This is a genomic window from Mycoplasma suis str. Illinois, assembly GCF_000179035.2.
GTDB lineage: Bacteria > Bacillota_I > Bacilli_A > Mycoplasmatales > Mycoplasmoidaceae > Eperythrozoon_A > Eperythrozoon_A suis.
The window spans coordinates 658,813-685,071 of record NC_015155.1; the positions used below are offsets into that span (position 1 = coordinate 658,813).

Annotated in this window: 25 protein-coding genes; 24 read left to right on the forward strand and 1 reads right to left on the reverse strand. The window is 29.8% G+C overall.

Annotated elements, in window-relative coordinates; genetic code table 4:
* The first annotated feature begins 1 nt into the window (after position 1).
* The 9 genes from MSU_RS03890 to MSU_RS03925 all read left to right on the forward strand — a co-directional run bounded on the left by MSU_RS03890 (position 2) and on the right by MSU_RS03925 (position 6,282).
* Entirely contained in the window at positions 2-235 is a 234-nt protein-coding gene (locus MSU_RS03890; protein WP_043885179.1) for a hypothetical protein, read from the forward strand.
* A gap of 317 nt (positions 236-552) precedes the next feature.
* Complete coding sequence (locus MSU_RS03895; RefSeq protein WP_237696910.1) at positions 553-1,524, forward strand: DUF31 family putative serine protease; 972 nt, start codon at positions 553-555, stop codon at positions 1,522-1,524.
* A 101-nt stretch (positions 1,525-1,625) separates the two neighbouring features.
* Positions 1,626-3,467: a type I restriction-modification system subunit M gene (locus MSU_RS03900; protein ID WP_013610139.1), complete on the forward strand. Its 1,842-nt coding sequence runs from the start codon at positions 1,626-1,628 to the stop codon at positions 3,465-3,467.
* Positions 3,468-3,574: 107 nt separating this feature from the next.
* A complete protein-coding gene (locus MSU_RS03905; RefSeq protein ID WP_013610140.1) occupies positions 3,575-4,153 on the forward strand; it encodes a restriction endonuclease subunit S in 579 nt (192 codons plus the stop codon).
* Positions 4,154-4,194: 41 nt separating this feature from the next.
* A complete protein-coding gene (locus MSU_RS03910; RefSeq protein ID WP_013610141.1) occupies positions 4,195-4,749 on the forward strand; it encodes a restriction endonuclease subunit S in 555 nt (184 codons plus the stop codon).
* The gene (locus MSU_RS04400; RefSeq protein WP_013610142.1) at positions 4,749-5,180 is read left to right on the forward strand and encodes a restriction endonuclease subunit S domain-containing protein; all 432 of its coding nucleotides are present in this window, start codon (positions 4,749-4,751) and stop codon (positions 5,178-5,180) included. The genes MSU_RS03910 and MSU_RS04400 overlap by 1 nt, the downstream gene beginning before the upstream one ends.
* On the forward strand, positions 5,165-5,425 hold the full coding sequence (locus MSU_RS04405; RefSeq protein WP_013610143.1) for a restriction endonuclease subunit S: 261 nt from the start codon (positions 5,165-5,167) through the stop codon (positions 5,423-5,425). The genes MSU_RS04400 and MSU_RS04405 overlap by 16 nt, the downstream gene beginning before the upstream one ends.
* A 130-nt stretch (positions 5,426-5,555) precedes the next feature.
* Entirely contained in the window at positions 5,556-5,927 is a 372-nt protein-coding gene (locus tag MSU_RS03920) for a restriction endonuclease subunit S domain-containing protein (protein WP_013610144.1), read from the forward strand.
* A gap of 142 nt (positions 5,928-6,069) precedes the next feature.
* Positions 6,070-6,282: a hypothetical protein gene (locus MSU_RS03925; protein WP_013610145.1), complete on the forward strand. Its 213-nt coding sequence runs from the start codon at positions 6,070-6,072 to the stop codon at positions 6,280-6,282.
* Between the two features lie 128 nt (positions 6,283-6,410).
* On the opposite strand, the gene MSU_RS03930 is transcribed toward MSU_RS03925, so the two are convergent.
* Positions 6,411-6,599: a hypothetical protein gene (locus MSU_RS03930; protein ID WP_148221858.1), complete on the reverse strand. Its 189-nt coding sequence runs from the start codon at positions 6,597-6,599 to the stop codon at positions 6,411-6,413.
* 82 nt (positions 6,600-6,681) lie between these two features.
* Between MSU_RS03930 and MSU_RS03935 the strand changes: the two genes are divergently transcribed.
* The 15 genes from MSU_RS03935 to MSU_RS04010 all read left to right on the forward strand — a co-directional run bounded on the left by MSU_RS03935 (position 6,682) and on the right by MSU_RS04010 (position 26,236).
* Positions 6,682-7,737 carry a hypothetical protein gene (locus MSU_RS03935; protein WP_013610147.1) on the forward strand — a complete coding sequence of 352 codons (1,056 nt, stop codon included), beginning with the start codon at positions 6,682-6,684 and terminating at the stop codon, positions 7,735-7,737.
* A gap of 17 nt (positions 7,738-7,754) precedes the next feature.
* Positions 7,755-8,834, forward strand: a complete 1,080-nt coding sequence (locus MSU_RS03940) for a hypothetical protein (protein WP_013610148.1) — start codon at positions 7,755-7,757, stop codon at positions 8,832-8,834.
* 29 nt (positions 8,835-8,863) lie between these two features.
* Positions 8,864-9,952 carry a hypothetical protein gene (locus MSU_RS03945; RefSeq protein WP_013610149.1) on the forward strand — a complete coding sequence of 363 codons (1,089 nt, stop codon included), beginning with the start codon at positions 8,864-8,866 and terminating at the stop codon, positions 9,950-9,952.
* A gap of 116 nt (positions 9,953-10,068) precedes the next feature.
* Entirely contained in the window at positions 10,069-11,160 is a 1,092-nt protein-coding gene (locus MSU_RS03950; protein WP_013610150.1) for a hypothetical protein, read from the forward strand.
* Between the two features lie 81 nt (positions 11,161-11,241).
* Positions 11,242-11,982 carry a restriction endonuclease subunit S gene (locus MSU_RS03955; protein WP_013610151.1) on the forward strand — a complete coding sequence of 247 codons (741 nt, stop codon included), beginning with the start codon at positions 11,242-11,244 and terminating at the stop codon, positions 11,980-11,982.
* A gap of 245 nt (positions 11,983-12,227) precedes the next feature.
* Positions 12,228-12,425, forward strand: coding sequence for a restriction endonuclease subunit S domain-containing protein (locus MSU_RS03960; RefSeq protein ID WP_043885231.1), 198 nt, complete (start codon positions 12,228-12,230; stop codon positions 12,423-12,425).
* A 27-nt stretch (positions 12,426-12,452) separates the two neighbouring features.
* Entirely contained in the window at positions 12,453-13,217 is a 765-nt protein-coding gene (locus MSU_RS03965) for a restriction endonuclease subunit S (RefSeq protein ID WP_013610153.1), read from the forward strand.
* 50 nt (positions 13,218-13,267) lie between these two features.
* Positions 13,268-13,609 carry a restriction endonuclease subunit S domain-containing protein gene (locus MSU_RS04710; protein ID WP_013610154.1) on the forward strand — a complete coding sequence of 114 codons (342 nt, stop codon included), beginning with the start codon at positions 13,268-13,270 and terminating at the stop codon, positions 13,607-13,609.
* Positions 13,610-13,709: 100 nt separating this feature from the next.
* Positions 13,710-16,874, forward strand: coding sequence for a type I restriction endonuclease subunit R (locus MSU_RS03975; protein WP_013610155.1), 3,165 nt, complete (start codon positions 13,710-13,712; stop codon positions 16,872-16,874).
* 67 nt (positions 16,875-16,941) lie between these two features.
* Complete coding sequence (locus MSU_RS04855) at positions 16,942-18,129, forward strand: restriction endonuclease subunit S (RefSeq protein ID WP_013610156.1); 1,188 nt, start codon at positions 16,942-16,944, stop codon at positions 18,127-18,129.
* A 24-nt stretch (positions 18,130-18,153) separates the two neighbouring features.
* A complete protein-coding gene (locus MSU_RS03990; RefSeq protein ID WP_013610157.1) occupies positions 18,154-18,633 on the forward strand; it encodes a hypothetical protein in 480 nt (159 codons plus the stop codon).
* Positions 18,634-18,729: 96 nt separating this feature from the next.
* Complete coding sequence (locus tag MSU_RS03995; RefSeq protein WP_013610158.1) at positions 18,730-19,263, forward strand: type I restriction endonuclease; 534 nt, start codon at positions 18,730-18,732, stop codon at positions 19,261-19,263.
* 18 nt (positions 19,264-19,281) lie between these two features.
* Positions 19,282-22,017: an HsdR family type I site-specific deoxyribonuclease gene (locus MSU_RS04000; RefSeq protein ID WP_043885183.1), complete on the forward strand. Its 2,736-nt coding sequence runs from the start codon at positions 19,282-19,284 to the stop codon at positions 22,015-22,017.
* Between the two features lie 119 nt (positions 22,018-22,136).
* Positions 22,137-22,961, forward strand: coding sequence for a hypothetical protein (locus MSU_RS04005; protein WP_013610161.1), 825 nt, complete (start codon positions 22,137-22,139; stop codon positions 22,959-22,961).
* Positions 22,962-23,182: 221 nt separating this feature from the next.
* Positions 23,183-26,236: a type I restriction endonuclease subunit R gene (locus tag MSU_RS04010; protein WP_013610162.1), complete on the forward strand. Its 3,054-nt coding sequence runs from the start codon at positions 23,183-23,185 to the stop codon at positions 26,234-26,236.
* Positions 26,237-26,259 lie beyond the last annotated feature (23 nt).

The window sequence follows — 26,259 nt, forward strand, 5'->3', positions numbered from 1 at the left end:
CTTGAGTAGTTTAGTTAAGGTTGTTTTATCTTTGTGTGGGGTAGGTGGCTGCTACCCCTTAACTAAATATTTCTTATTAAAAAACAATGATATAAGTGAGTTTTTAAAAGAAAGTGAATATATAAAAACTTCAGAAACATTTGAAGGTGGGACTGAAACCAGAAGTAATCAAAATTTTTTACAACAACAAGTATTTTCGGTGGGGGGGGGGATATTAATGAAGAACAACAAATAACCACTGAAAGTTATCACCCACTAGTTCAGGTTCAAAGAGAAAGAGGGGTTAGACCTTCTTACACTTATCAAAATGATTATTCTTCAGGTAGAAGATTTTCTACAGGAGAAGTAGATAAGGAAAAAGCTTATAGGGAATTTTGACAATCACATAACTTTAAAGGTAAAAATTGAGATCCTGTCAAGAGCGAACAAATTGAACAAAAGATAAGGGACTATACAGTAGCTCTTAAACATAGATGTTCCTGTGCCAAAGGAACTGGTTGAATATTAGATTATGAATGGCCGGAAGATGGAACATATCCAACTAAGTGGTTTATTGCAACTAATGCTCATACATTCGAAAGATTTAACTTCTCTGATGATGCGCACAGCAATTTTGGTCAAGATCTTCCGCAAAGCTGTACATCAGTAAAAGCTTCTCCAAGCTCTTTCCAATTAGGAGTATTTAAGGAAACAGTTGATGAACATCAAAATAAAAAACTTGAAGGAATAAGTGTTAAATCAACAAAATTGTTTTATTCAGCAAGAAATCACTTAGGAAATTCAGTTATTAAGAGTGCGGTTAGCACTGATGATTATTTCCATGACTTTATAGTTTTGGAAGTTATTTTTAGTGACCAACATGATGCAAAAATGGCTACAGATGACTTCCACGGAAAATATGGAGCAGGAAATAAAAGTCCTATAAATATCTTCCATAATGGAATTACAGAAAAAGAAGATAACTTTTACGATGAAAAAACTTACAACACTGCTTACTATGTTGGAGGATTTCCAAAACTTAGAGGAGACTTTATGACTTTCAATCATAAAGTAGATGAATTTAAACATCAAGCCGCTACTCTAAGTCAAAAAACACTTCATTTCGATATTCAAAGACGAGAAGAAGGGAAAAGAGCTCTTAGAGGTATAGAAGATTCTCCATTTAGTATGTCTTGAGGAAAGACAAGCAAACAAGATAAAAATGGTTTTTATTACTGAATAGATCGAATAAATATTGGTGCTGGAGGATCAGGAGCTATGGTAGTAGATGAAAACGAAAACTTATTAGGTCTTTATTCTCTTGCTTGAACTTGGGAAGAAGATTTGGGAGGAGTTCAACCTATTAGGTCTTATAGCTTAGATTTGTCCAATAACAGAAAAACTTCTAAATTTGATCTAATTAGAGGAATTAAAGAAACTGGAGGACAAACTTCCTCATATAAGAGTCAATTAGAGAAATACTACAAAGATATGAAAACATTCTTGAGAACAAAACAATCCGAACAATTTAATAAAGTTTTTTAATTTTTTAAGCAAAAAACTACATTTTTTAGTCAGTTTCGTTAAGTTTTAAAGGGGGAGACAAAAACTAAAAAACCAGAGAGGGAGAAGGGGAGAGCTTCTAATTGCTGACTCTAGAGCATAGGTTATGGAAAGCCTGTGACAACCTAAGAGCTAATTCCAGCTTAAAAGAAAGTGAATTTTGTATGCCCGTTTTGGGCATCATATTCCTTAAATATATGGATGCAAGATATAAGAAAGCTAAGAAAAAAATCAATGAAGAATATTATCAAAGGGAAGGAATAATCCTTCCCGAAGAAGAGGATGACTATAAAAGATTAGGGGTAATTATGCTCCCTGAGGGAGCACAATACAATTGAATTCTTTCTTTACCAGAAGATATTTCTTCTAAAGAATTAAAAGATGTTAATGGTCAACCTTTAAATAGCTTAGGGGAAGTTTTGGATAATGCTATGACTCTCATAGCAACCAAAACAGAAAAACTGAGAGGCATTCTATTTGGAGAATACAACAGAATTCCAGACAAGATACTTAAGGGATTACTAGAAATCTTTGACCACGAAGACATTACTTGGGAAGATGACAAATTGGGAAGTATTTATGAATACTTCCTAGAACAATTTGCCTCATATGTAAAAGGTGAGGAAGGTATCTTCTTCACTCCCCCCTCATTAGTAAATATTATTGTTAATATTTTGGAGCCAACACAAGGAACTGTTTTAGATCCAGCTTGTGGTAGCGGTGGTATGTTCATTGCAATTAAGCAATATATGGATAAACATAACTTGAATTGCAATGAACACATAACATTCTGAGGTCATGAAAAAGTAGAACACAATGCTAGATTGTGTTTGATGAACATTTTTATTCACCACTTAGGTAGTGGGAAAATAGCAGGAGGAGATGATGCTAACTCTTACTACAATGACCACTGAGGTCTGAATGGTAAATGTGATTATGTTCTAGCTAATCCCCCCTTCAACATAGTTGGAGTTAATGCTGAGGCAGCAGAAGCTGCTGGAAGATTACCTTTCGGACTTCCACAAGTAAGTAAGTTAGAAATTAAAAATGCTAACTTTTTGTGAATTTCTTACTTCTATTCCTACTTAAATTCCACTGGTAAGGCTGGATTTGTAATGCCATCCATTACTATGAGTGGAACAGTAGATAAAGAAATAAGAAGTAAAGTAGTAGAAACAAAACATATAGATTTACTAATTAATGTTGCTCCTAAATTCTTTAAGAGCAAATTTAAAGGTGACTGTTGTTTGTGATTCTTCAACAAACAAAAGCCACAAGAATATGAAAATAAAGTTCTTTTCATAGATGCTTCAAACTATTATGTCCCTGTAGATGCGGGACATAATACTTGAAATGAATGACAATCTAAGAATTTAATTTCTACTGTCCAACTATATAGAGGACAAGTAGAAAAATATAGAGAACTAATTAGTGAGTATAAAGAAAAACTGAGAAATTATGCAGATAAATTCTCAGTATTAGTTGAGGGGGATGATTACTTGAAAGCTTTTAAAGATAAAAAAGAACAACTAATAAAAGATAGTGAATTTGAGCTTTCAAGTATCACTAATAGAAAAGAAAAAATGAAATTGAAACAAGAATGAGAAGAAAAACACAATAGTTTTGATAATGCAATTACTGTTGCAAAAGAATTTCACTGAATTTATTCAAAATTCGGTGAAGGAGAATATAAAGATATTCCTGGTTTCTGTAAAGTAGCTGAAATTGAAGAAATTAAAGAAAATGATTACTCACTAGTTCCTGGTGTTTATGTAGGTCTTGAAGAGGAAGAACTAGAAGATCAAGAAACTTTCTTCAAAAGAATGGAAGTTATGCACCAGGAACTAGATGATTTAGAAAAAGAAGCTATAGAGTTAATGAGTCGAATTAGAAAAAATAAATCTTTATGAATGAAAAGTAGTTAATAGTATAGGGAGAGACTAACCAGTCTTTTTCAAAATTAGTTAGTTTTCTTTCTCTCCCCTAGAGGGAGGAAAAAAATAAGAATTTTTAAGGGGAGAGAAGTCTAGTAATGTCTTCTCCTAAAAAATGAGAATGAGTTACTTTGGATAAGTTAGGAACTTTCCATAGAGGAAAGCAAACTCATTATCCGAAAAATGATCGAACTCTTTTTGAAGGAGGAACTATACCTTTTATAGAAACACAAGATTGTAAATCTTCAAGACTTTTTATAAAAGATGTCAGAAAATTCTATAACCAAAAAGGATTACAGCAAGGAAGATTATTTCCGAAAAATACGGTGTGTATATCTAATAACGGAAATGTTGCAGATTCAGCTATATTAGACTCTCAATCCTGCTTGTCTTGTGATGTTCATGGTTTTAATTCCTTTTCAGGAATTTCAGATCCTTTTTTCATAAAGTACTGTTTTGATTTTTCGAAAGTCAAAAATACTTGCATCTCTCTGGCTAAAAGTGCCACAACCAGACTTTCTTTAACTACAGAAAGATTAAAGATTGTTGAATTTCCATACCCTATTTATGAAATTCAACAAAAAATTGGTAGCATATTATCTTCTCGCGATTTGTTAATCGAAAACAACGAAATGCAAAATAGAGGTGCTTCAAGCCATAAGAACGGCTATTTTTAAAGAGTGGTTTGTGAATTTAAGGTTCCCTAACTATTTAGCTTATGAGCCTGAGAGAGAGAGAGAATAGTTTACCTGATTCTTGACAATATCAACAACTTCAAGAAGTTGCTGAAGTTACTAGAGGTGAGGAATTATCTAAATTTGCTACTCCATTCGGAATTTACCCTTTTTTCACCTCATCTGTAAAAAATCCGGAAAGAATTAATAAATATTCTTATGACGCGGATGCTATATTAATTACAATAACTGGAAACTTTCTAGCTTTTCTCTGTAGAGGAAAATTTGAAGCTAGCGATCATGTCTTTATATTGAAGACCAAAAATAGAAATTTGTTCTATTTTTTGTTCGAACAATTGAAAATAAAACTTCAAATTTTGCACAAAGAAGATTCAGGAATATTAAAAACCTTAAGGTTACAAAGATTGCTCAATTTACAAATTTTCATTCCTAACAACAAAACATTAGAGAAATTCAATGAAATTTGTGAATTTATTCAACTCAAAATTGAGAATTTACAAAAGAATATCGAGAGACTAGAAATAATGAAAAAGGATTTACACAAAATGATCTTTAACCAAAAAATATCAGTTATTTAATGTCTGACATTTTTCATACTTTATGGAAAGAAATTGCCATTAAAGATCTTGGAACAACTTCCACAGGGAAAGCTGTTCCAAAAATAGGACAAAAAACATTATCTCTTTTTGAGGGAGGAAATATTCCTTTAGTTGATTGTGAAGCAGTTAGTGAATCTAGACTATATGTCTCCAAATGCAAAAGATACTATAACTTGAGTGGTGTTAGAAAAGGAAAATTATTCCCTAAAGATACTGTTTGCATAAATCAATATGGATCTGGTTGTGGTGACTCAGCCCTTTTAAGTCAAAAATCATGTTTAACAAATGCAGTTCATGGATTCAACTCTTTCAAAGAAATTTCCAATCCTCGCTTTATAAAGTACTCATTGGATTGCCCGAAATTTAAAAAATATCAAATGATCTTTCAAGCGCAGTGACTGCGCAACTAGGACTTTATCTAAATAAATTCTTATCCATTAAGCTTTTAATTCCTACCTTACAAATGCAAGAGAAAATTGGAAATACTCTCTCAGCTTATGATGAACTAATTGAAAATAACGAAAAACAAATAAAAGCTCTTCAAAGAATAAGAACTACTATTTTTAAAGAGTGGTTTGTGAATCTAAGGTTTCCTGAAAATAAAGGATTAAGTCTTGACGACTTAATCTCTGCGGGGGGGGGGATGATCTATTAAGAGGTTAGGTGATATTACTTCAATAAAAAGAGGACATGTTTCGGCTACAAGGGCTGTAAAAATAGGAAAATATCCTTTTTTCACTTCTTCTGAAAGAAGTCCGGAAAAAATTAATGAATTTTCCTATGATATGTTCGCAATTTTGGTCACAAGAATGGGTAAATTTATTGCTAGAGTTTGTAAAGGAAAATTTGAAGTTAGTGATGGTTGTTTTCTTGTTGTACCTAAAGTGAAAAATCAAATTTATTTTTTATTAGAAGCTATAAATTTAATAATTTTTGAACTTCATAAAAATTGTCCCGGAGTAAAAGTATTGAAAGAATTTGAATTTAAACCAACTGTAATTGCAATTCCTGAAGAAAAATTATTAGAAAAATTCAACAATATTTGCGAAAATATTCAACTCAAAATTGAAAACTTACAAAAAAATATTGAAAGACTTGAAAAGATCAAAAATGATCTTTTCAAAATGATTTTTAGTAGAAAAATAGCAATAAACTAAGGTTTTCAATTTAAGAGGAAGAAATACTCCCTCCTTAACAATCTTTAAAGTTTTTTGAAAAAAAGAATGAACATTAAAGTTAAAAGAATTTATTTATAAAAAATAAAAGGTGAACTTTAATTCTTAAATTTAAAAAAGGAAAATGAGCGATTGAACTAGTTTTTTTAGATGACCTCAATTAACAGAGGGAACAATAATAACTCTATATGCATGTTCTGCTTTTTTCCTTTTGTGATTTTTATTTGAGTGATGAAGATATTCTAGAAGAATGACTTACAGAGATTCTTTAGAACATATTTTTGAGATTCCTAAAAATTTAATTTCAAAATTGAAGGACATTCGGGGGGGGCAGTAAAGCCCCTTTTTTTAATTAACTTTTAAAAGTAAATTGCAACTTTTTTAGAAAAACTCTAAGTAAAAAAACTTAACTTAATTTATATAGTCTTAACCCCTTAGGTTAAAGACTTTTAACTTAAAAGAAAATTACTTTCCAGGATTTGATGATGTAATAGTCACTAAAGCTCTTACTGCTCCTTCACTAAGAGACAAAGAATCTGCCGGAGGACTTTTAAGCAACGAAGAATCTGGCTTAAGAAAATATCTACCTTCAGAATAAGGGAATTTAATTTGTTGTGTTTTAGAAGCTGAAGAGAGTGGGGTGTGAGACAACACAGCAGGTATAATAGTTGAAAAGAAACAGAAAGATGCGAATGCTAAAGGGTAAGTCAAGATAGCTTAATAGTATTTTAAAAGGATGAGATGAAAGTTACTTATAACATTACTTGGAATTCCGCTAGGAATTAATCTTGGGGCTTTCTTGCCCCAAGTTGATGGAATCTATATTGGAAAAGATAATAGAAAAGTTACATCAGAAGATATTAACAATAGCGAAGAGAAACTAAATGAAGTTATAGATTCAGAAAAGCAAGGAACTGATATTGAACTCTTAGTTCCTTGCATGGATGGTGATTTAGTAAATAATTGAATGAAGAATATTGAAAATTGAGCTTCTGATGGGGCTCTTCAAAGTTCAGTAAAAGATATTGAAGGAATTATGAAAGAAATTACAAATACTCTTTATGGATGTAAAGGTTGATTTGAACAATTAAAAGATAAAGGTCAAAAAGAAGAGGCAATCAGAAACCGTATTAAAAGATTTAGAGAATATTCCGAAGAATCATCTAATAAAAAATTCAAATTTGGTTTTGGTACCAAATTTGAAAAAACACTAAATGTTGTTGATAAAGCTTCTGGAAAGTTCTTTAACGGAATTCAAATTAATTTCCAAAAGGTTCAAGATACTAATTCAGAAGAAGCCAGAAGAATATCGGAAATTATTTATCAAATTCTGCTTAAAAGTATTAAGCAAATCTTGAGAGAAGGTAAATGGATTAAAAATATTTCGGTAAATCCGCAAACATCTGAACGCTATCAAGCTGAAGAAAAACCAGAAGATCAATGAGTTAGAAATCTAATGGAAAATTGTTCATCTAAGTGTTGATTTAATTCATCAATTGGAATTGGATGAAACCCTTCAAGTAAAAAAGATGGAGTAGCAAAATGATTTGAGGAAAAAATGAAAAGTCAAGAAGACAATAACAAGAAGATGGGAATTAGAGACTTCTTGTTAAGTGCTAATTTCAATTGAAATGGAATTAAACCTGTATTGAAACAAGTTATATGGAATAATGTTTATGAGTGAAAAGAAGAAGGAGAACAAATAAAAGGGACGACAAAGTGTTGAATGGGAGGATGAGGTCTAGCTTGTCCTAAAGGAGGAGTTATTTGAGAAAACAAGAAGTTTTCTTAAATAACTATTTAAGGTAGATGATCTGAAAGTGAGCTATTACATTACTAGGAGTTCCTCTAGGAATTAATCTTGGATCTTTTTTACCTCAAATTGATGGAGTGCGAATCGGAAAAGAAGGTATAAAAGTTAAGACAGAAGATATTGATTTAGACAATAAGGAAAGGTTAAGTGAAGTTTTAGGTTCAAATGTAGATTTAGGATTAGATAGCTCAAATATTGAGCTATCAATTCCCTGTATGGATGGAGATTTTGTGGGAGAATGAATAAAGAATATTAGAAAATGAGCTCCAGATGAAGCTATAAAAACAAAAGTAAATGATATTGAGGAAATAATGAAAGAAGTTGCAAATACTCTTTATGGTTGCAAATCATGATTTGAAAAATTTGGCAATAAAAATCAAAAAGAAAAAGCAATTAATAGACGTATTAAGAGATTTTCCGAAGATTCCTCGGAATCTTCAGGAAAAGAAAAGAATTTCAAATTTGGTCTTAACACTAAATTTGTGAAAACAGAAAGTTCTATTGAAAAATCTGAAAAACTTTTTAATGGAATTCAAGTTGAATTCAAAAAAATGAAAAGAGCTGATGAAAATGAATCTAAAAGATTATCAGATGCTATTTATCAAATTCTTTTGAAAAGTATTGAACAAGTTTTAAGGGAAGGGAAATGGAGTAAAAATGTTTTGCTACAAAACACAGCTGAAAGTCAATATAAAACATCATCTGACTATTATCCAACTGAAAAAACTCCAGAAAATCAATGAATCCGAGACTTAATTGAAAAGTGTGCACATAGATGTTTATTTAGTCCAAATGGGATTCAATGAAATCCACAAAATAAAAACAAAGGGGTTGCAGCTTGATTTGCGGAAAAAATGAAAAGTGATAAAGATGATGACAAAAAAATGGGAATCAAGGATGTTTTAATGAGTCTCAACTTTAGTTGAACAGGAATTAAACCTATTTTGGAACAAGTGATCTGAAATAATGTTTATAAATGAGAATCAGAAGGTAAACAATTTAATGAACAATCAAAATGTTGGGTTGGGGGATGAGGATTAGTTTGTCCCAAAGGAGGAGTTATTTGAGGAAAGTAAAAACTTTCTTTGAGTAAAAATTTAGGGTTATGTGGAAGTGAGTAATAACATTACTGGGAATTCCAGTAGGAACTAATCTCAGCATATTTTTACCAAGAGTGGAAGGTATTTATATTGGATCTGAAAGAAAAAAGATTGATGTAGAGCAAATTAAAGAAAAGGAATTATTTGAAGAAAAAGGTTTAACTACAGTTGCTGGAGTAAAAATTGACAACAAAGAAGGAAAGCCTAATGTTAAAATTTGGCTTCCCTGTATTAAAGGTGATTTTGTAGGGGATTGGATGCAAAAATGAGGAGCTGATTCTTCAAGATCAGCTATAAAACAAGCAACTACTGAGTTAAATGACATTATGAAAGATACAGCCAACACTATATTTGGCTGTGGAAATTGATTTAGTTCCTTAACTAATAGCAAAAAATTAAAAGTTCTTAAAAACAAATTAACTTCAATGGATTTATCGGAACAACAATCAAGTTCTGGCCTAAAAGAAGTAAAAATGGGCTTGGACATTAAAGCTGAAGTAAATGATCTTACAGAAGAATCCTCCAACAATGTTGTTGGAGGTGTAAGAATTAGGTTTAAAGAGAGAAAAATAGCATCAACTGAAAACTATTCCAAATTTCAAGAAGACATGAAGAAGAAATTATTAGAAAGTATTAAGTCAGTTCTAAGAGAAGGTAAGTGAAGTAAGCAAGGTTTAATTAGTAACAATTTAGAAAGTGAATTTACAAGTTCATCTCGTTATACCTCTGAAACTAACTCTGAAAATTCTGAGTTAAGGGCTGAATTAGACAACTGTGGTAAAAAATGTCTTTTGAATGGAGGAAGTGGAATAGGAATTTCTTGACATCCTTCTATCAGAACAAAAGGAGGATCTGGTTGATTCGAAGATAAATTAAAAAGTCAAGACACTAAAGATTTCGATATGGCCTTACATGATGCTTTAAAAAGTATGTGATTCAATTGAGCGAATCTAAGGGTTGTAATTGAAAATGAATTAATGAGAAGACTAGTTGGTAAGCAAACACAAGAACTAGACAATAAAGTTTCCAAATTGTGTCGTATGGGAGAATGAGGATTTGTTTGTCCTGAAGGTGGACTAGTTTGAGGAAAATAAGAATAAAAGTTATTTTTTAGTAGGACAAGAAAAAGAAAACAAATAAAAGAAATATTTATTAATTTCTCTTATTTGTTATTAAAAAATTAGAGTGGCTTTAGAATTGTTTTAGGAAAATGATCTGAAAGCTAATAATATCCTTACTTGGAATTCCGGTAGGAACTAATATTGGTATATTTTTGCCAAAGATTGATGGAATTTATATTGGCAAAAATAGAGTGAAAGTTAATGAAGAAGAAATTGATGAAGAGAAATCTAAATCAAAAGATTTAGAAAAAACAGTTGTAAATAAATTTGATTCCGAGAAAGGGGATCAACAAAATCTAAGAATCTTAATTCCATGTATTAAAGAAGATCTTGCGGGAGAATGAATTCATAATGAAATTGAAAAAATGGTAGATCAAGTTTCATCACAAAGCATAAAAGAACTTAAGGAAATGATTAAAGAAGTTACTTATTCTTTGTATGGCTGTGAAGATATATTCACACAAGTTAATGGAGAAGCTAAAAGATGAAATACTTTAAATCGAAGATTGCAACAAGTTAGCATCCTGAATAAAGAAAGTGAGGAAAAAGAAATTCAATTTGGTTTAGGGACAAAAGTAAAAGAAACGGAATTAGAGCAAAACAAAAGAGATTGAGGAAATCTAAGAGGAGTGAAAGTTGAATTTAGTGAACTAAAAAATATTGGAGAAGAACACAAAACAGAAATAAAAAATAAGTTAAAAGAAATTTTGATTAAAGCTCTCTCAAAAGTTTTGAGAGAAGGGAAGTGAAGTCCAGGAATCATAACTAGAGAATTAAAACAACAACAATATAACAGTCAATCAAGAAGATATTCAAAGGAAGAAAGTTATAGTGATGAACAAATTAGACAATTAATTGATAAGTGTGGGGCTAATTGCATGTTCAGTACTGGGCAAGGAATTGTTTGGAATCCAAACGTAAGACAAGATGGAGCTGCAAAATGATTTGAAGACAAAATGAGAAATACTGATACAAATCAACAAAAAATGGGACTTAAAGATGCTATGTTAAGTATGAACTTTAATTGACGATGATTAAGAGAAATTATTGAAGTAGCAATCTGAAAAGAAGTTCATTCTTTAATTGGGGAGAATAAACAAAATATTGGTCAGGAAATGTGTAGATTTGGGGATTGAGGAGTTGCTTGTCCAAAAGGAGGAGTAGTTTGAGGAAGAAATTAATTTGTTATACCCAAATTAGTTAGTCTTCTATTCTCCCTCTTAAGGGAGAACAAGAAAGTCTAATAAAAAAATAACTTAATTATGTCCACAAAAAACAAATGAGAACTAACTACTTTAGATAAGTTAGGAAAAATATCATCCGGAAAGCCTTATGACAGAAAATATGAATTTAATCCTAAATTACATGAAAAATCTATTCCATTTGTTGGAGTCAAAGAAGTTGGTCAAAGTAGATTGCACATCTTAGAATCCGATAGACATTGTTTCCTCAATAATCTTTCTAAGAAGGGGAACAAATTATTTTCAAAAAATACAGTTTGTATTTCTATTTATGGAAGTTATCCTGGAGAATCAGCATTATTAAAAAGTGATGCTTTTTTATCTACAAGTGTTTTTGCTTTTTCTCATTATGAAAATATTTCTAATCCTAAATTCATTAAGTATTGTTTGGATTCTCAAAGAAAAACATTTTCATCTATTTCTGCAACAACTACTATCAGAAAAGCTTTGCCAACTTATCAATTATTTTCAATTAAATTCCCATGCCCCCCCCAGGGAGAGCAAGAGAGAATTGGAGACACTCTCTCAGCCTATGATGAACTAATTGAAAATAATGAAAGACAAATAGAAGTACTTCAAGGAGTAAGGACTGCTATTTTTAAGGAATGATTCATTAACTTAAGATTTCCTAACTATCTAACTTATGAAGCTGAGAGAGAGAGAGAGAGAGAGAGAGTAGTCTACCTGATTCTTGACAATATCAAAAAATTGAAGAGATTGCAACAATCACTAAAGGAGAAAAATCTGCAAAACTTGCTGTAAAAGATGGAAAGTATCCTTTCTTTACTTCTTCGGAAAAGAGTCCTGAAAGAATAAATGAATATTCTTGAGATGCTGAATCAATTTTTATCAACTACACTGGAAATTTTGTAGCACAACTATATAGAGGTAAATTTGATGCTAGCGATAACTGTTGAGTTATTATTCCGAAAAATAAAAAATTTCTCTATTTACTTTTGGAAACAATAATTTATTCTCTTCCGCTCTTTAGCTCAAATTGTTTTGGTATGAAAGTTTTGAGATCAAATTTATTGTTTGGTTTAAATGTTTTGATTCCTAACGACAAAACATTAGAGAAATTCAACAATATTTATGAAAATATTCAACTCAAAATTGAAAACTTAATCAAAAGGATTGAAAAACTAGAAGTAATGAAAGATGATTTACACAAAATGATCTTTAGTCAAAAAATATCAGTTATTTAGGAATTTTTTCCTAAATACAAAATAACTATGTTTTCTAAGTGAAATCTAACAACTTTATATAAGTTAGGAAAAATTTCTAAAGGAATTCAAAAACATAAACCTAACTTTGATCCTTCTTTATTTGAAGATGGAAAAATCCCTTTAGTCGGTTGTAAAGAAGTTAGTAATAGTAATTTAAGGATTTTGAGTTGTGATAGACACTACAACTCAAAGGGATTAAGTCAAAGTAAATTATTTCCCAAAAATACTGTCTGTATAGTTGAGGGAGGAAACTCCTCAACTGATACAGCTATTCTTAAATATTCATCTTGTCTATCTGCGGATTTACATGGATTCAATTCTTTCGAAGGGATCTCTGATCCCCGTTTCATTAAATATTGTTTTGATTATCCAAAGATGAAAGAAAAACTAATGAAGTTAGCTAAATCAACTACTGCTCAACCTCACTTAACTCTTTCTAGATTACTTTCTGTCAAGTTCCCATGCCCCCCCCAGGAAGAGCAAGAGAGAATTGGAGACACTCTCTCAGCCTATGATGAACTAATCGAAAATAATGAGAAACAAATAGGAGTTTTACAAGCTATAAGAACTGCTATTTTTAAGGAATGATTCATTAACTTGAGATTTCCTGACTACTTAACTTATGAAGCTGAGAGAGAGAGAGAGAGAGAGAGCTACCTGATTCTTGACAATATCAACAACTTCAAGAAGTTGCTGAAGTTACTAGAGGTGAGGAATTATCTAAATTTGCTACTCCATTCGGGATTTACCCCTTTTTCACTTCATCTATAAAAAATCCGGAAAGAATTAATAAATATTCTTATGACGCGAATGCTATATTAGTGACAATAACTGGACACTTTTTAGCTTTTATTCATAGAGGAAAATTTGAAGCTAGCGATCATGTCTTTATATTGAAGGCCAAAAATAGAAATTTATTCTATTTTTTGTTCGAACAGTTGAAAATAAAACTTCAAATTTTGCACAAAGAAGATTCAGGAATATTAAAAACCTTAAGGTTACAAAGATTGCTCAATTTACAAATTTTCATTCCTGACAACAAAACATTAGAAAAATTCAATAATATTTGTGAAAACATTCAACTCAAAATTGAAAACTTACAGAAGAATATTGAAAAAAATCAAATGATTAGAAAAGATTTACTAATCAAATTATTTAGTTAATTTTTTGACTAAAAAACACAAAAACTTCTAAATTTATCAAAAAATATTTATTATGCCCCTAAAAAGGGCATAATAAATCTGGGGGAGAAATTTACACTAAATGACTCGAGCAGAACAAATAAGAAATATAGGAAGATCTCAGTTTTCTGAGGGAGAATTAATTGAAAATGATTCTCTCCAATTACTTGAAAAGGAATTAGGTTGAACTGTCATTAAATGCAGTAAAGAAAATAAAGTTCACAGATGGAATGAAAAAACACCAATTCTTACTGAAATTTTTTGTAATTCACTAAGAAAACTAAATCCTTGAATTAATGATGAACACGCAAGAGAAGTTATTGCAATTCTCGAAAAAAATATTTTCGAGAATTTTGATATCAAGACTAATAGAGATAAATACTACTTAATTAGAGATGGAGTAGATGTAAGTAATAAAGAATCTGGAGGAGTCAATAAGAAAAAGAAAGTAACTCTTATTGACTTCAATAATCCAGAGAACAATACATTCATAGCTGTTTCACAGCTAAGACTTAAAGGTTACTATTCTGAATTTTTAGGAATCCCTGACTTAGTTGGATTTGTAAATGGAATTCCGCTATTATTCGCGGAATTCAAAAGATATGACATTCAACCAAAAGAAGGTTATGACAACAACTATAAGAATTATTTAGAAGAAATACCGCAATTATTTGCTTTTAATGCTTTTTGTGTATTTTCTAACGGAAATGAAACTAAGGTTGGTGCTGTCGGAAGTCCGTGAGAATATTACAGTAACTGAAATAGATTGGAAGAAGATGAAGAAGGAAATACTGATATTTCAGTTCTTCTGAGAGGAATGTGTAACAAGAATAATTTCTTAGATTTATTCCAAAATTTCATAATCTTTCAAAAAACTAAAGAAAGATTAGTAAAAATTGTTGCTCGAAATCACCAATTTTTAGGAGTTAATTTAGCTTTTAAAAGTTACGAACAAAGAAAAGAAAAAGAAGGTAAGTTAGGTACTTTTTGACACACTCAAGGAAGTGGAAAAAGCTTATCTATGTTATTTTTTGCAGAAAAAATAAAGAGAAAGTGTGGGGGTAATCCCATTTTCATAATTCTCTGTGACAGAAAAGAATTAGAGACTCAAATTTATGAAACATTCTCAGAAGTTGGAGTCTTGGACTCCAACCGTAATTGCAAAGTTGAAAGTAAAGAAGACTTAAAAGAAAAATTAAAGGCAAAACATAGTTATGTTTTCTCTTTAATTCATAAATTTCACAATGCTTCTTTAACTCCTATTGATGAAGATAGAGAGATCATCATCATTGTTGATGAAGCTCACAGAACACAATATGGAAGCATGTCAGTTTCTTTGTATAAATTTCTTCCAAAAGCTTCAAGAATAGGATTTACTGGAACTCCTCTCTTATCTAGAGAGGAAATAACTTCTAGATATTTTGGGGACTATGTATCTACTTATGACTTTCAAAAAGCTATAGAAGATAAAGTAACAGTTCCCCTACTATACGAAAATAGAGCTTGCAAGATTAAAAACATTATTAATCCAGAAATTAATCGAGAAATGTATAGAGAATTCAACGAAGGTTCAAGGCTACCTTCAGATTGAAAGTCCAAAAAACAAATATGAATGAGAGAAGATAGGTTAAAGAAGAATGCTGAAGATTTTGTTGCCTACTATTCTGGAACAGAAAGAATGTTTATGGGAAAAGTTATGTATGTTTGTCTAAATAAAGTTGCTTGTGTTCTTATGAAAAACTATGTTCAAGAATACTGAAATAAAGAAATAGAAAGATTAGAACGATCTCTTTCTTCTTACTCGCCAGAGGAAGAAGAAACAATACAAGAGATTAAAAGAAAGATTTTTGAAATGAAAAGAACTGATATGGAAATAGTCTATAGTAGTGGAGGAGTGGATGAAGATCAAATATATGAATACGACACTGACATAGAAATTCCTAAAAGTATTAATGAAAAAGAGGCAGAAAAAAGATTTAAGAGAAGAGATGGAGATGACACCGGAGAAAGAAGAAATCTAAAAATAGTTTTTGTGTGTGCTATGTGAATGACAGGTTTTGATGTTAAGTGCTTATCCTTCTTGGTATTGGATAAGCTACTTAAAGCACACACATTAATGCAAGCAATTGCTCGACCAAATAGAGTTGATGAGGGGAAAGACAGAGGATTTATTCTAGATTATTTAAACTGCAGTGAGGCACTCAAAGATGCTCTTAAAGATTGAGGAGCATTTCGCAAAAAAGGAGAAGGAGATGATAAAGAGGTTGTAATTCAAGAAACTTCAAAAATTATTGACAATATTATAGAAATCGTTTTCAGGATAGAGTCTTTTCTAGCCAGAAATGGAGTTTCTTTAGTTACTTTCCTTAATAAAACTCCAGAAGAGAAGCGAAAAATGTTTCCAATCATTAAGGAAAAAGTAATCAAAAAATGGTATAAAGATCAAATAAACGAAAAATGTGAAAAACTATTTTTGGAACTCAAATATGTAGTTCATACAGATTTGCCATCAGATACTTACGAAAAAATTGATGGCATTAAAGCCATCTACAGAATAATAAAAGCTGATGTTGAAAATAAAGACAAATGACAAGTCAAATTAACAAGAATACTTAAGAAATATATAAAGGCTGATGTAAATCAAGAAAACTTTTTGAGAGAAATAAGTGAAGAAGAAATAAAAAACTTAAGTGAATTAATAGTAAGTAATCCTAGAAGTAGTAAGCAATCTATCTTTGAAGACTTAAAAAAAGATTTAAGAAAAATAATTGAAAAAAACTTAGATGATAATCCGACAACTATAAATTTCTTCCAAGAATATAACGAAATTATTGATAAGTGAAATGAAGAAATAGATCCTAAAGAACAAGAAAGAATCTTTGAAGAATTAATTAATTTTGCGAAACGAGCAGAAGAGGAAACTGTTCGATTCGCAAAAGAAGGATTTGCTAGTGTTCAAGAATTAGTTATTTATGACATTTGCAGAAAAATTAATTACAACGGAGATATTCAAGAACTAAAAGACTTTTGTGTTGATTTCATAAAAATAATGAAGGGTTACTTAAAAAGTACATATCAACCTTTCGCAAAAGAAACAACAAGATCAGAAATTAATGTGAGAATTAAAAAAATTATTGTTCAAAGATTCCCTATTCCCCTGAAATGGGAAGAAATTCTCCAAATAAGACAAGAACTTTTCAATTATTTGGAAAAAATATTCCGAGAAAAATGATTATTGGAGGATTAACTAATTAACTTAATTAATTCTTCTTTTTCTCCCTTTTCGGGAGAAAAATTCTTAAATTAATTTAGTTATGACTGGAATATCTAATGAGTGAAAACTAGTTACTATAGATCAATTAGGTAGGGTAGAGAGTGGTAAGCCTCTTCCTTGCAGGGTTGAGGATTCACACCTACTTTTTGAAGATGGTTTCATTCCTCTGGTTGATGGTGAGGCTGTTAGTAACAGTAATTTATATATAAGGAAATGTAAGAGACATTTCAATTACAGAGGTTTAAAAAGTAATAAATTATTTCCTAAAAATACTGTTTGCATTGTTAGAGTTGGCGGTTCGGTGGGAAAAACCGCCCTACTAAAAAGAGAATCTTGTTTGACTGAACACGTATATTTTTTCAGCAGTTATCCAAAAATTTCTGATAACAAATTCATTAAATATTGTCTCAATTTTTCAAACATAAGTGAAAAAATAATTTGCCTTTCTAAATCTTCTACTGCTCAACCCGTTTTATCTCTCCAAAAATTAAAAATTATTAAATTCCCATGCCCCCCCCAGGAAGAGCAAGAGAGAATTGGAGACACTCTCTCAGCTTATGATGAACTAATTGAAAATAATGAAAGACAAATAGAAGTGCTTCAAGGAATAAGAACTGCTATTTTTAAGGAGTGATTTGTAAATTTCGGATTTCCTAACTATCTAACTTATGAAGCTGAGAGAGAGAGAGAGAGAGAGAGTAGTTTACCTGATTCTTGACAATATCAAAAAATTGAAGAGATTGCGACAATCACTAAGGGAGAAAAATCCGCAAAACTTTCTGTAAAAGATGGGAAATATCCTTTTTTTACTTCTTCGGAAAAGAGTCCCGAAAGAATAAATGAATATTCTTGAGATGCTGAATCAATTTTCATCAATTACACAGGAAATTTTGTGGCACAACTATATAGAGGTAAATTTGATGCTAGCGATAATTGTTGAGTTATTATTCCAAAAAATAAAAAATTTCTCTATTTACTTTTGGAAACAATAATTTATTCTCTCCCATTCTTTAGTTCAAATTGTTTTGGTATGAAAGTTTTGAGATCAAATTTATTGTTTGGTTTAAATGTTTTGATTCCTGACATCAAAACATTAGAAAAATTCAACAATATTTGTGAATTTATTCAACTCAAAATTGAAAACTTACAAAAGAATATTGAGAGACTTGAAAAGATCAAAAATGATCTTTTCAAAATGATTTTTAGTCGAAAAATATCAATAAACTAAAGTATTTTTTTAGAATAAAGGGAGGTGAATACTGTCAATAATCAAGTAAAATACATCAGTTTTTTCATTAAATGTATCCCATCAGAGGGACACATTTTCAAATGTGAAATAGATGGTAAAGAAGAAAATTATTTACTTTTGGTTAGTGATTTTGAAGAGGGAGAAAAAGGTAAAAAAATTGAAAGATTAATAGTTCATTTTGAAAAATTTGATGGTGAGAATTACAGAAAAAGCGATCTATATGATTATTGCGATCACCCTCTTTTCGCAGAAGATGATGAAATTATTACTAAATTTGAAGATTTAAAAATACAAAAATTGGATGAAGAAAATAAACTTATTTTGGTTTTCGATCTTTATCAAGAACACCTAAATAAGTCTCTTTTCTTTTCTAATGAAGATTCCAAAATGTTGTTCAATAAATTTATTGAAAAATGACAAAAAGAGCGTAATCTAGGAAAAACCGCTGACAAAATAGACAAACTTTATCCGGATCACTTTTAAACAATAATAGGGGGTTAGTTGCCCCCCCCCAGCGGGGGAAAATATTTATTAAGTTTTTGGGAATCTAATTTATATCTCTATAAATAGGAAATAAAAATGTCTAAAACTAAAAAAATTTCTCTAGTTAATTCTGCCAAGAAAAGAGAAACCAGAAATAAAGCTCTCAAATTTTTAGTAGATGTATTGGGGTGAGAACTTAAACATTTTGGAGGAGTTAAAGAAGAGATTAAGGTAAGTCCGATTTTAAGGAAAGAGCTTGCTCTTGCCTTAGAGAAAATAAATGGGCCTTTAGGCCATCAAATTAATGAAATAATTTATGAAATTGAAAAAGGGATTTGACTAAAAAACATCAATATAGAAAAAAATCGAGAAAAGTGAGGAATGATGGTTAGGGAATGAGAAGGATGATTGGGATATGGTGATTCTGAAAAAATTATCAAAATTATTGATTTTGAAAAACCAGAAAATAACTCATTCACAGTTATTCCTAATTTCAAATTGAAATCTTCGAGAGAAGAATTTAAAGATGAAGAATTTGAACCAGATCTTGTTTGTTTCGTTAATGGACTTCCACTAATATTTTTCTCTTTTGGAGATCCTAGAGAACAACTTATAGATATATATAGATAAAACTATAGAGATATATTTGTGGAGAAAACTCCACAATTATTCCTTTATAACGCTTTTTGCGTCATTGCAAACGAAAAGGAAGCAAAAATGGGAGCCGTCGGAAATCCATTTAGACTGTTTTATCACTGACACAGAATAAAAGAAGAAGATTCTGGGGATGAAAAAACAATTGAAATACTCTTGAAAGGTACTTGCGAAAAAAATAATTTCTTAGATTTACTCAAAAATTTCACAATTTTCCAAGAAAGTTTTGTAGAGGGAGAGGAAGAAACTAATCAAAATAAGGGAAGGATCAAAAAGTTAATAAAAATTATTGCGCGAAATCACCAATTTTTAGGAGTAAATCTAGCTTTTGAAAGTTGAAAGAGAAGAAAAGAGAAGGATGGCAAGATAGGAACTTTTTGGCATACTCAAGGGAGCGGTAAAAGCTTTTCTATATTATTTTTCACCGAAAAGGCTAGAAAAGAGGCTATCAAAAGAGGAGAAGATATTGCTTTTGTAATCATTGTGGACAGACAAGATTTGGAAAGACAAATGTTCAATAACTTCAGATCATGTAATATTCTCGGAAGATTTCCTGAAGAATGCTTAATCAAGAATAAAACAGAACTAAAGTGAAAAATTTCTGATAAATCAAAATCATATATTTTCTCAATAATTAATAAATTTGACAAATTTGAAGACAAGATTGAAAGAGAAGTAGTTATTGTTGCTGACGAAGCTCACAGAACTCAATATGGAGATATGGCTCACTCCATGTATAAATCATTTGAAAATTCTTCCAGAATTGGATTTACTGGAACTCCAATTCTTAAAGATGATGAAATAACTGCTAGATATTTTGGAGGTTATGTCTCTAAATATGACTTCAGTAAAGCTATCGCAGACAAAGTAACTGTTCCGTTAGTTTATATAAATAAAGTTTCAAGAGCCAAAAGAAAATTTCTTCCTGAAAAAAATGAAAAATTACCAATTAAAACAGGAGAGCACAGAGAAAAAAGTGCCGATCAAGAAATAAGAGAGAATGAATTTAGAATGCGAAACAATGCCAAAGATTTTGTTTCTTACTATTCAGAACGATTTTTTGATCTTGAGAAAGAAAAAATAAAGAGAAAAGCTATGTTTGTCTGCTCAAAACGAAAAGGATGTATTTTAATGTGAAATTTTGCTCAAGAATATTGAAAAGAAGAAATTAATAGATTAAAAGATTCACTTCAAAAACCAAATCTCGGAGAAAGAGAAGCTCATAAGTTAAGAAAGAAAATGGAGTTAATGGAAGAAACTGAAATGAAAGTAGTAATTGATAAATGGAGTGATATAGATTTAGAAGAATTAAAAATACTTTATGGACAGCAAATCGAAATGCCTGAAAAAGAAAGTGAAGCTGAAAAAGAAGACAGATTTAAAAATAAATCTGATGTATTTAGAATTGTGTTCGTTAACAGTATGTGACTTACAGGTTTTGACGTTAAATCCTTAACTTATCTATTTATAGATAGGGGACTTAAAGAACATAGCTTAATGCAAACTATTGCAAGACCAAACAGAATTGATGAAGGAAAAACTAGAGGTTTCATAATAGACTACTTTGGTTTGGCAACTCAAATAGATAAATGTTTAGGTAAGTGAGGAAAATCTCATGAACACAAAATATTCATTAATTCCCAAGATGATGTAAAAAATACAGTCTCTTCAATTATTTTTGATCTTGAAAGTTTATTGAAGGATAGAGGGGTTTCTCTCAAAAAAATTATTGAACAGAAACTAAATAAAGAGAAGAAGAAAAAAGTTAGAGAAGAAATCAAAAAAATAATGAATGATCCGAAACTTAAAACGAAATTCAATAAAAATTGTGAACTTCTTTTTGAAGATACAAAATATTTAACTCCTGAAGATTTCTCTAAAGAAAATTACAAAAAATTCAAGTGAATTAAAGATTTTTACAAAAAAATAAATGAAAAAGAAAAACCAAAAAAGATTGATATAGAAACTAAAACAAAAAATCAAGATTTCTATAACAGTAACATCGAATTCTTACAAAATAAAGAGAATTATTCAAAAGAAATTAATGAAAACATAAATAAATCAATGAATTTTTACTTCAACAGAAAAAGACAAAACCTAGTAGAGATAGGAGATCATCAAATGAACTCGGAAGAAGAGGATGAGGTAAAAAAGAAAAATATAGACATAAGTGAAAAAGAGGAAGAGAAATATGACAAAAAAATTAATCAAGTTTGCGAAAAAATTATTAAATCTTCTTCTCCTGAAGAATTACATGATAGCTTAGGAAATTTATCTGATGTCAAAAATGAATATGAAGGAAAAGAAGTTAATGCAGAAGATGAGGATTATGAAGAAGTTATGGAAGAAAGAGAGGAGGTTTTTGAGAGTAGTAATGAGGAGGGAGAAGGAAATAAAACAATAAAAGAAGAAGAGATTAAAGAAGAAACTATAGAAAAGTGGGAAGAAAAAGTTAAAGTAGAAAGACTAAAAGAAGAAAAAACAACAAGACCCACAGAAATAAGTGAATTAATTGATGACATAGAATTTTTACTTTCAAAAATAGGTGTTTATCTGAAGAGAACAAAAGAAAAAAATAAATTTTCAGACATTTTCTTTTCAATAGAAAGTAAGCAAAAAATAATTAGTGAAAATATGAAAGACACATTCATTGAAAAAAGAGATTTTATTGCTGAAGTTATTAAAGAAAAAGAAAAATCACTATTGGAAAAAATTTCTGATCATTTTTAACTGATGAACAAGTTTATAAATTAGTTCAAATTGAAAAAATTTATAAGCAACTAAATGACAGCAAAGATACTACCGCTTACGAAAATTTAAGCCTACAGGCGAAAGGCTTATTCAAAAAAATGTTGGAAAAATATTATTCTATCGGAGATAGAACTTCAAAGGGCATAATGCAAACAGAAGAATTCATTTCTTCTTTAATTCGTTCAAATAAGAAAGAAATGGCAACAAAAATAATGTTGATTTGCAAAGAAGCAATAAAAATAAATAAATTAGGTTGAGAGTGGGGGCAGCACGTAAAAATTGCTAATAAATTAAAACAATCATCTAATTCTTCAGAAGAGATGGGGAAAATTCTAGAGGAGGTTATTGAGCATTCCTACGATGTTTTCTACAAAAACAATAGGTTAACAAGAAAAGATCTAAATCCGAGAATAATAAGAATTGAGGATACAAAAAAAGAGGATGAAAAATTGATGACAGAAAAGTTTATTAATTATCCCGAAGAAGAAGAAGAGGGGGAGAAAGAGGAGAAGATAGAAGAGGGAAAAGTAGAAAGTAATGAGGAAGTCAGAGAGGAAGATTTAATTTCTGAGAAGGAACTTGATTATTCTCCTGAATCATCTCCCGAAAAGAAAGAAGAAAAAGTAACCAAAACAGAAGATTTAATTTACGAAAAAACTACTAAAGAAAGTTCTTCTATAGATAAAAAATTGAAGAAATTGAAGTATGATGTTTCTCAATTTAATGATCAAAAAGAAAAAGCAATATTTCTTTTCGAAGAATCTCTAAAAGAATTAAAAATTCTTTTATATGAATTAGAAATTCCTTATAAAGAGATTAAGAAGAAAACTTTATTGGGGAAGGAAAAATGAAATGAAAAACTTCTCGAAAAATTGTTTTTTTACAAAATAAAAATAAATTTAATTATCATTTCGAAAATTTAAAAGAATCAGAATTATTGGCTTTTAAGGAAATTTCTAAAGAAAAATATCAAATGTATGAAATTTTGAAAGAAATTTATGAAAAAATAAATTAATAAAAAAATATAAATGTTTTTGAATGCGATAAAAATAAAACTGCTTTGAAACAATAAATTAATTTTTCTTAGAAAAACTTCTTTATCTAAAGCTGCTTAACTTCTTTTTTAGTTAACTAAAAAATTAAAATGTCTGAATCTTTCTTCAATAAAGAAGAAATTAAAGAGCAATCTATCGAGAAATTAAAAGAGCTTGGGTGAGAAATAAAAAACTTTAGTGAATTAAGGTGGGAAGATTCTAGAAATCCTATTTTGATTAGCGAGCTAAAGCTCGCTCTCAAAAAAATCAATTCAGGGATTCGCGAAGAGCAAATACAAGAAGTTCAAAAGAAACTGCAAGAATCAATCAAAATAAAGCATTTCAGTTTAAAGAATCACGAAAAGAAATACAAATTAATAAAAAATGGATTTAGCTATGATGGAGAAAGCCAAGAAAATATAAAAATTATTGACTTTGAAAATCCTGAAAATAATTTATTTACAGTAGTTCCTGATTTTGAAATTTCTTCATCAAATGAAGAATATTTCTGAGAAAAATATAAACCAGATCTTGTTTGTTTTGTAAATGGTTTGCCTTTAATTTTTTTCTCTATAGGGGAGTCAAATCATACTCCCCTAAAAGAGATTTATCTAGAAAATTACAAAAAAATATTTTTTGAAAAGACACCTCAATTATTCCTATTCAATGCTTTTTCTGTCATTACAAACGGAAAAGAATCCAAGATAGGGGCTGTAGGAAATAGATTTGAATTTTTTCATGATTGGCACAGATTGGATGAAAACTGTGAAGGTAAGAGAAACATATTGACTCTATTAAAGGGAATTTGCAATAAGAAAAATCTTCTAGACTTTTTTGAAAATTTCACTATTTTTCAAAAAGAAGAAGATGATGAGGGGGAAAGAGCTGAAGAAAAAATAGTAAAAATAATAGCTCGAAATCATCAATTTTTAGGAGTTAATAAAGCTTTTGAGAGTTTTCTCAAAAGAGAGGAAAATGAAGGAAAAATAGGAACTTTTTGGCATACACAAGGTAGTGGGAAAAGTTTCTCTATATTATTTTTTGCCGAAAAAATAATAAGAAAAAGTGAGAAGGGAAAAATTCCTCTTTTCCTAATTATTACTGACAGAAAAGATTTAGAAAGACAAATTTTTAGAACTTTCAAATCTTGTGGCGTTTTAGATGGAGGGGTAGATGGGCATGTTATTTCCAATGACATGAAATTGAATTCCTATGAAATTAAAAGAGCTAAAAAATATTTATTTTGTCTAGTTCATAAATTCAATAGAAATAAAGCTACTTCAGAAATAGATACTGGAGGGAAAGAAGTTGTAATTATTGCTGATGAAGCTCACAGAACTCAATATGGAGATATGGCTTCACTAATGTATAAATCTTTCCCTAAATCTTCAAGAATAGGATTTACTGGAACTCCCCTATTAGTTGAAAATGAGAAAACTGCAAGATATTTTGGAAATTACGTTTCCAAATATGATTTTGGAAAAGCTATGGATGATGGAGTAACTATTCCTATCGTTTTCGAATCAAGAGGTTGTCAAATTGAAGAAAATAAAAATTTTCAAAATGTTTCAGATATTTCTGGAGCTTCTGAAGAAAAAATTCCTAAAGAATGAATAAATAATGAAAGTAATTTAAGAATTCTTAAAAAGAGATTAAAGAATAATGCTAGGGATTTTGTTGATTATTTTTCAAAACGATTTATTTATAAAGATCCAACAATTAAGGATCCAATAATAAGAAAAGGTATGTACATTTGCTCGTATAAAGAAACTTGCATACTAATGCATAATTTTGTAAGTCATTACTGACAAGAAAAAATCAAAACATTGGAAGAAAAGAAATCTACATTAACAAAGAAAAGGGAAATTGATCGAATTGAAAAAATAATTTTCGAAATGAAAAGAACTGAAATGAAAGTAGTGATTAGTAATTGAGGTGATATAGATTTAGACGAATTGAAGAATCTTTATGGCCAACAAATTGAGATTCCTTGAAATAGAGAAGGTGAGAGAGGAGTTGAAGAAAGATTTAAGGATAGAGATGATCCTTTTAGGGTGGTTTTTGTGGTTGCAATGTGACTTACAGGCTTTGACGTTAAACCTTTAACTTTCTTATTTATAGATAAGGTATTAAGGGATCATACATTAATGCAAGCTATTGCAAGAGTAAATAGGGTTGACAAGGGAAAGCCAAAAGGATTTATTGTTGATTATGTTGGTTGCATTCAACATCTCAAGGATTCCTTAAAAAAATATGGAGGTGACTTTAGTGGAGAAAGAATAATTAAAGAAAAGAAAGAAATATTTGAAAAAATCAAATTAAAAATTGAGGAACTTGAAAAATCTCTGAGAAGAATCTCAATTTCTATTCAAGAACATTTAGAAAAAGTAAAAAGAGAAGGAGAAGTCAAAACAAGAGAATTTTTAAAAGAATTTAAGGAAAAGATATGCGAATCTATCGGTAAAAAACGTTTTAATTTGGAATATTCAAAAATTGAAGAAGAAATTTCCGGAATTTGCGAATACGAATTACCTTTGGATGTTTTTGATAAATGGTTAGTAATTAAAAAAATTTATAAAAAAATTAATGAGGGCTCATTTTTAGAAGGAGAAGATAGTAGTTTACCCAAAATATTTGGAGCTCAAAAACACTTGGATGGGAAAATTGATTTCAAAGATAATGAAAGGCATTTCCAATTAGAAGTGCATGATTTTGCAGAACATATAAAGAAAGATTCCATAGAAGAAAATGACGAAGACAATACTAAATTAGAAAGAAGGGAGTTCAATAACTCTAATTATTCTTCTCCAAAATCAACAAATGCTTTTCCAAATGAGCAACAAAATAATGTTGATGTTTTCGAAAAATTTAGTAATTTAATTACAAAACTGAATGAAGGATTTGAAAAGCCAGAAGGTTTTGAGGTGAGAAGGCAAGATGATGATTTAGAAGAAGAGAATCAATGAGTTGAATGAAATGAAGAGCAATTAGAAAAGGATGAGGATGAAGAAACAAAAATAGTTTTTGATGAAAAAAATAAAGAGATAAGTAAATCATTAGAAGGAGGAAGAAAGGTAAATAAAGAGATAGAAGTAAATTACGTAGAAAAAAGTTCTAGGAAAAAAATAATTTTTCAGAAAAAAAGGAAATTAGTGAAGAAATAATAAAAAGTTGTGAAAAATTAATA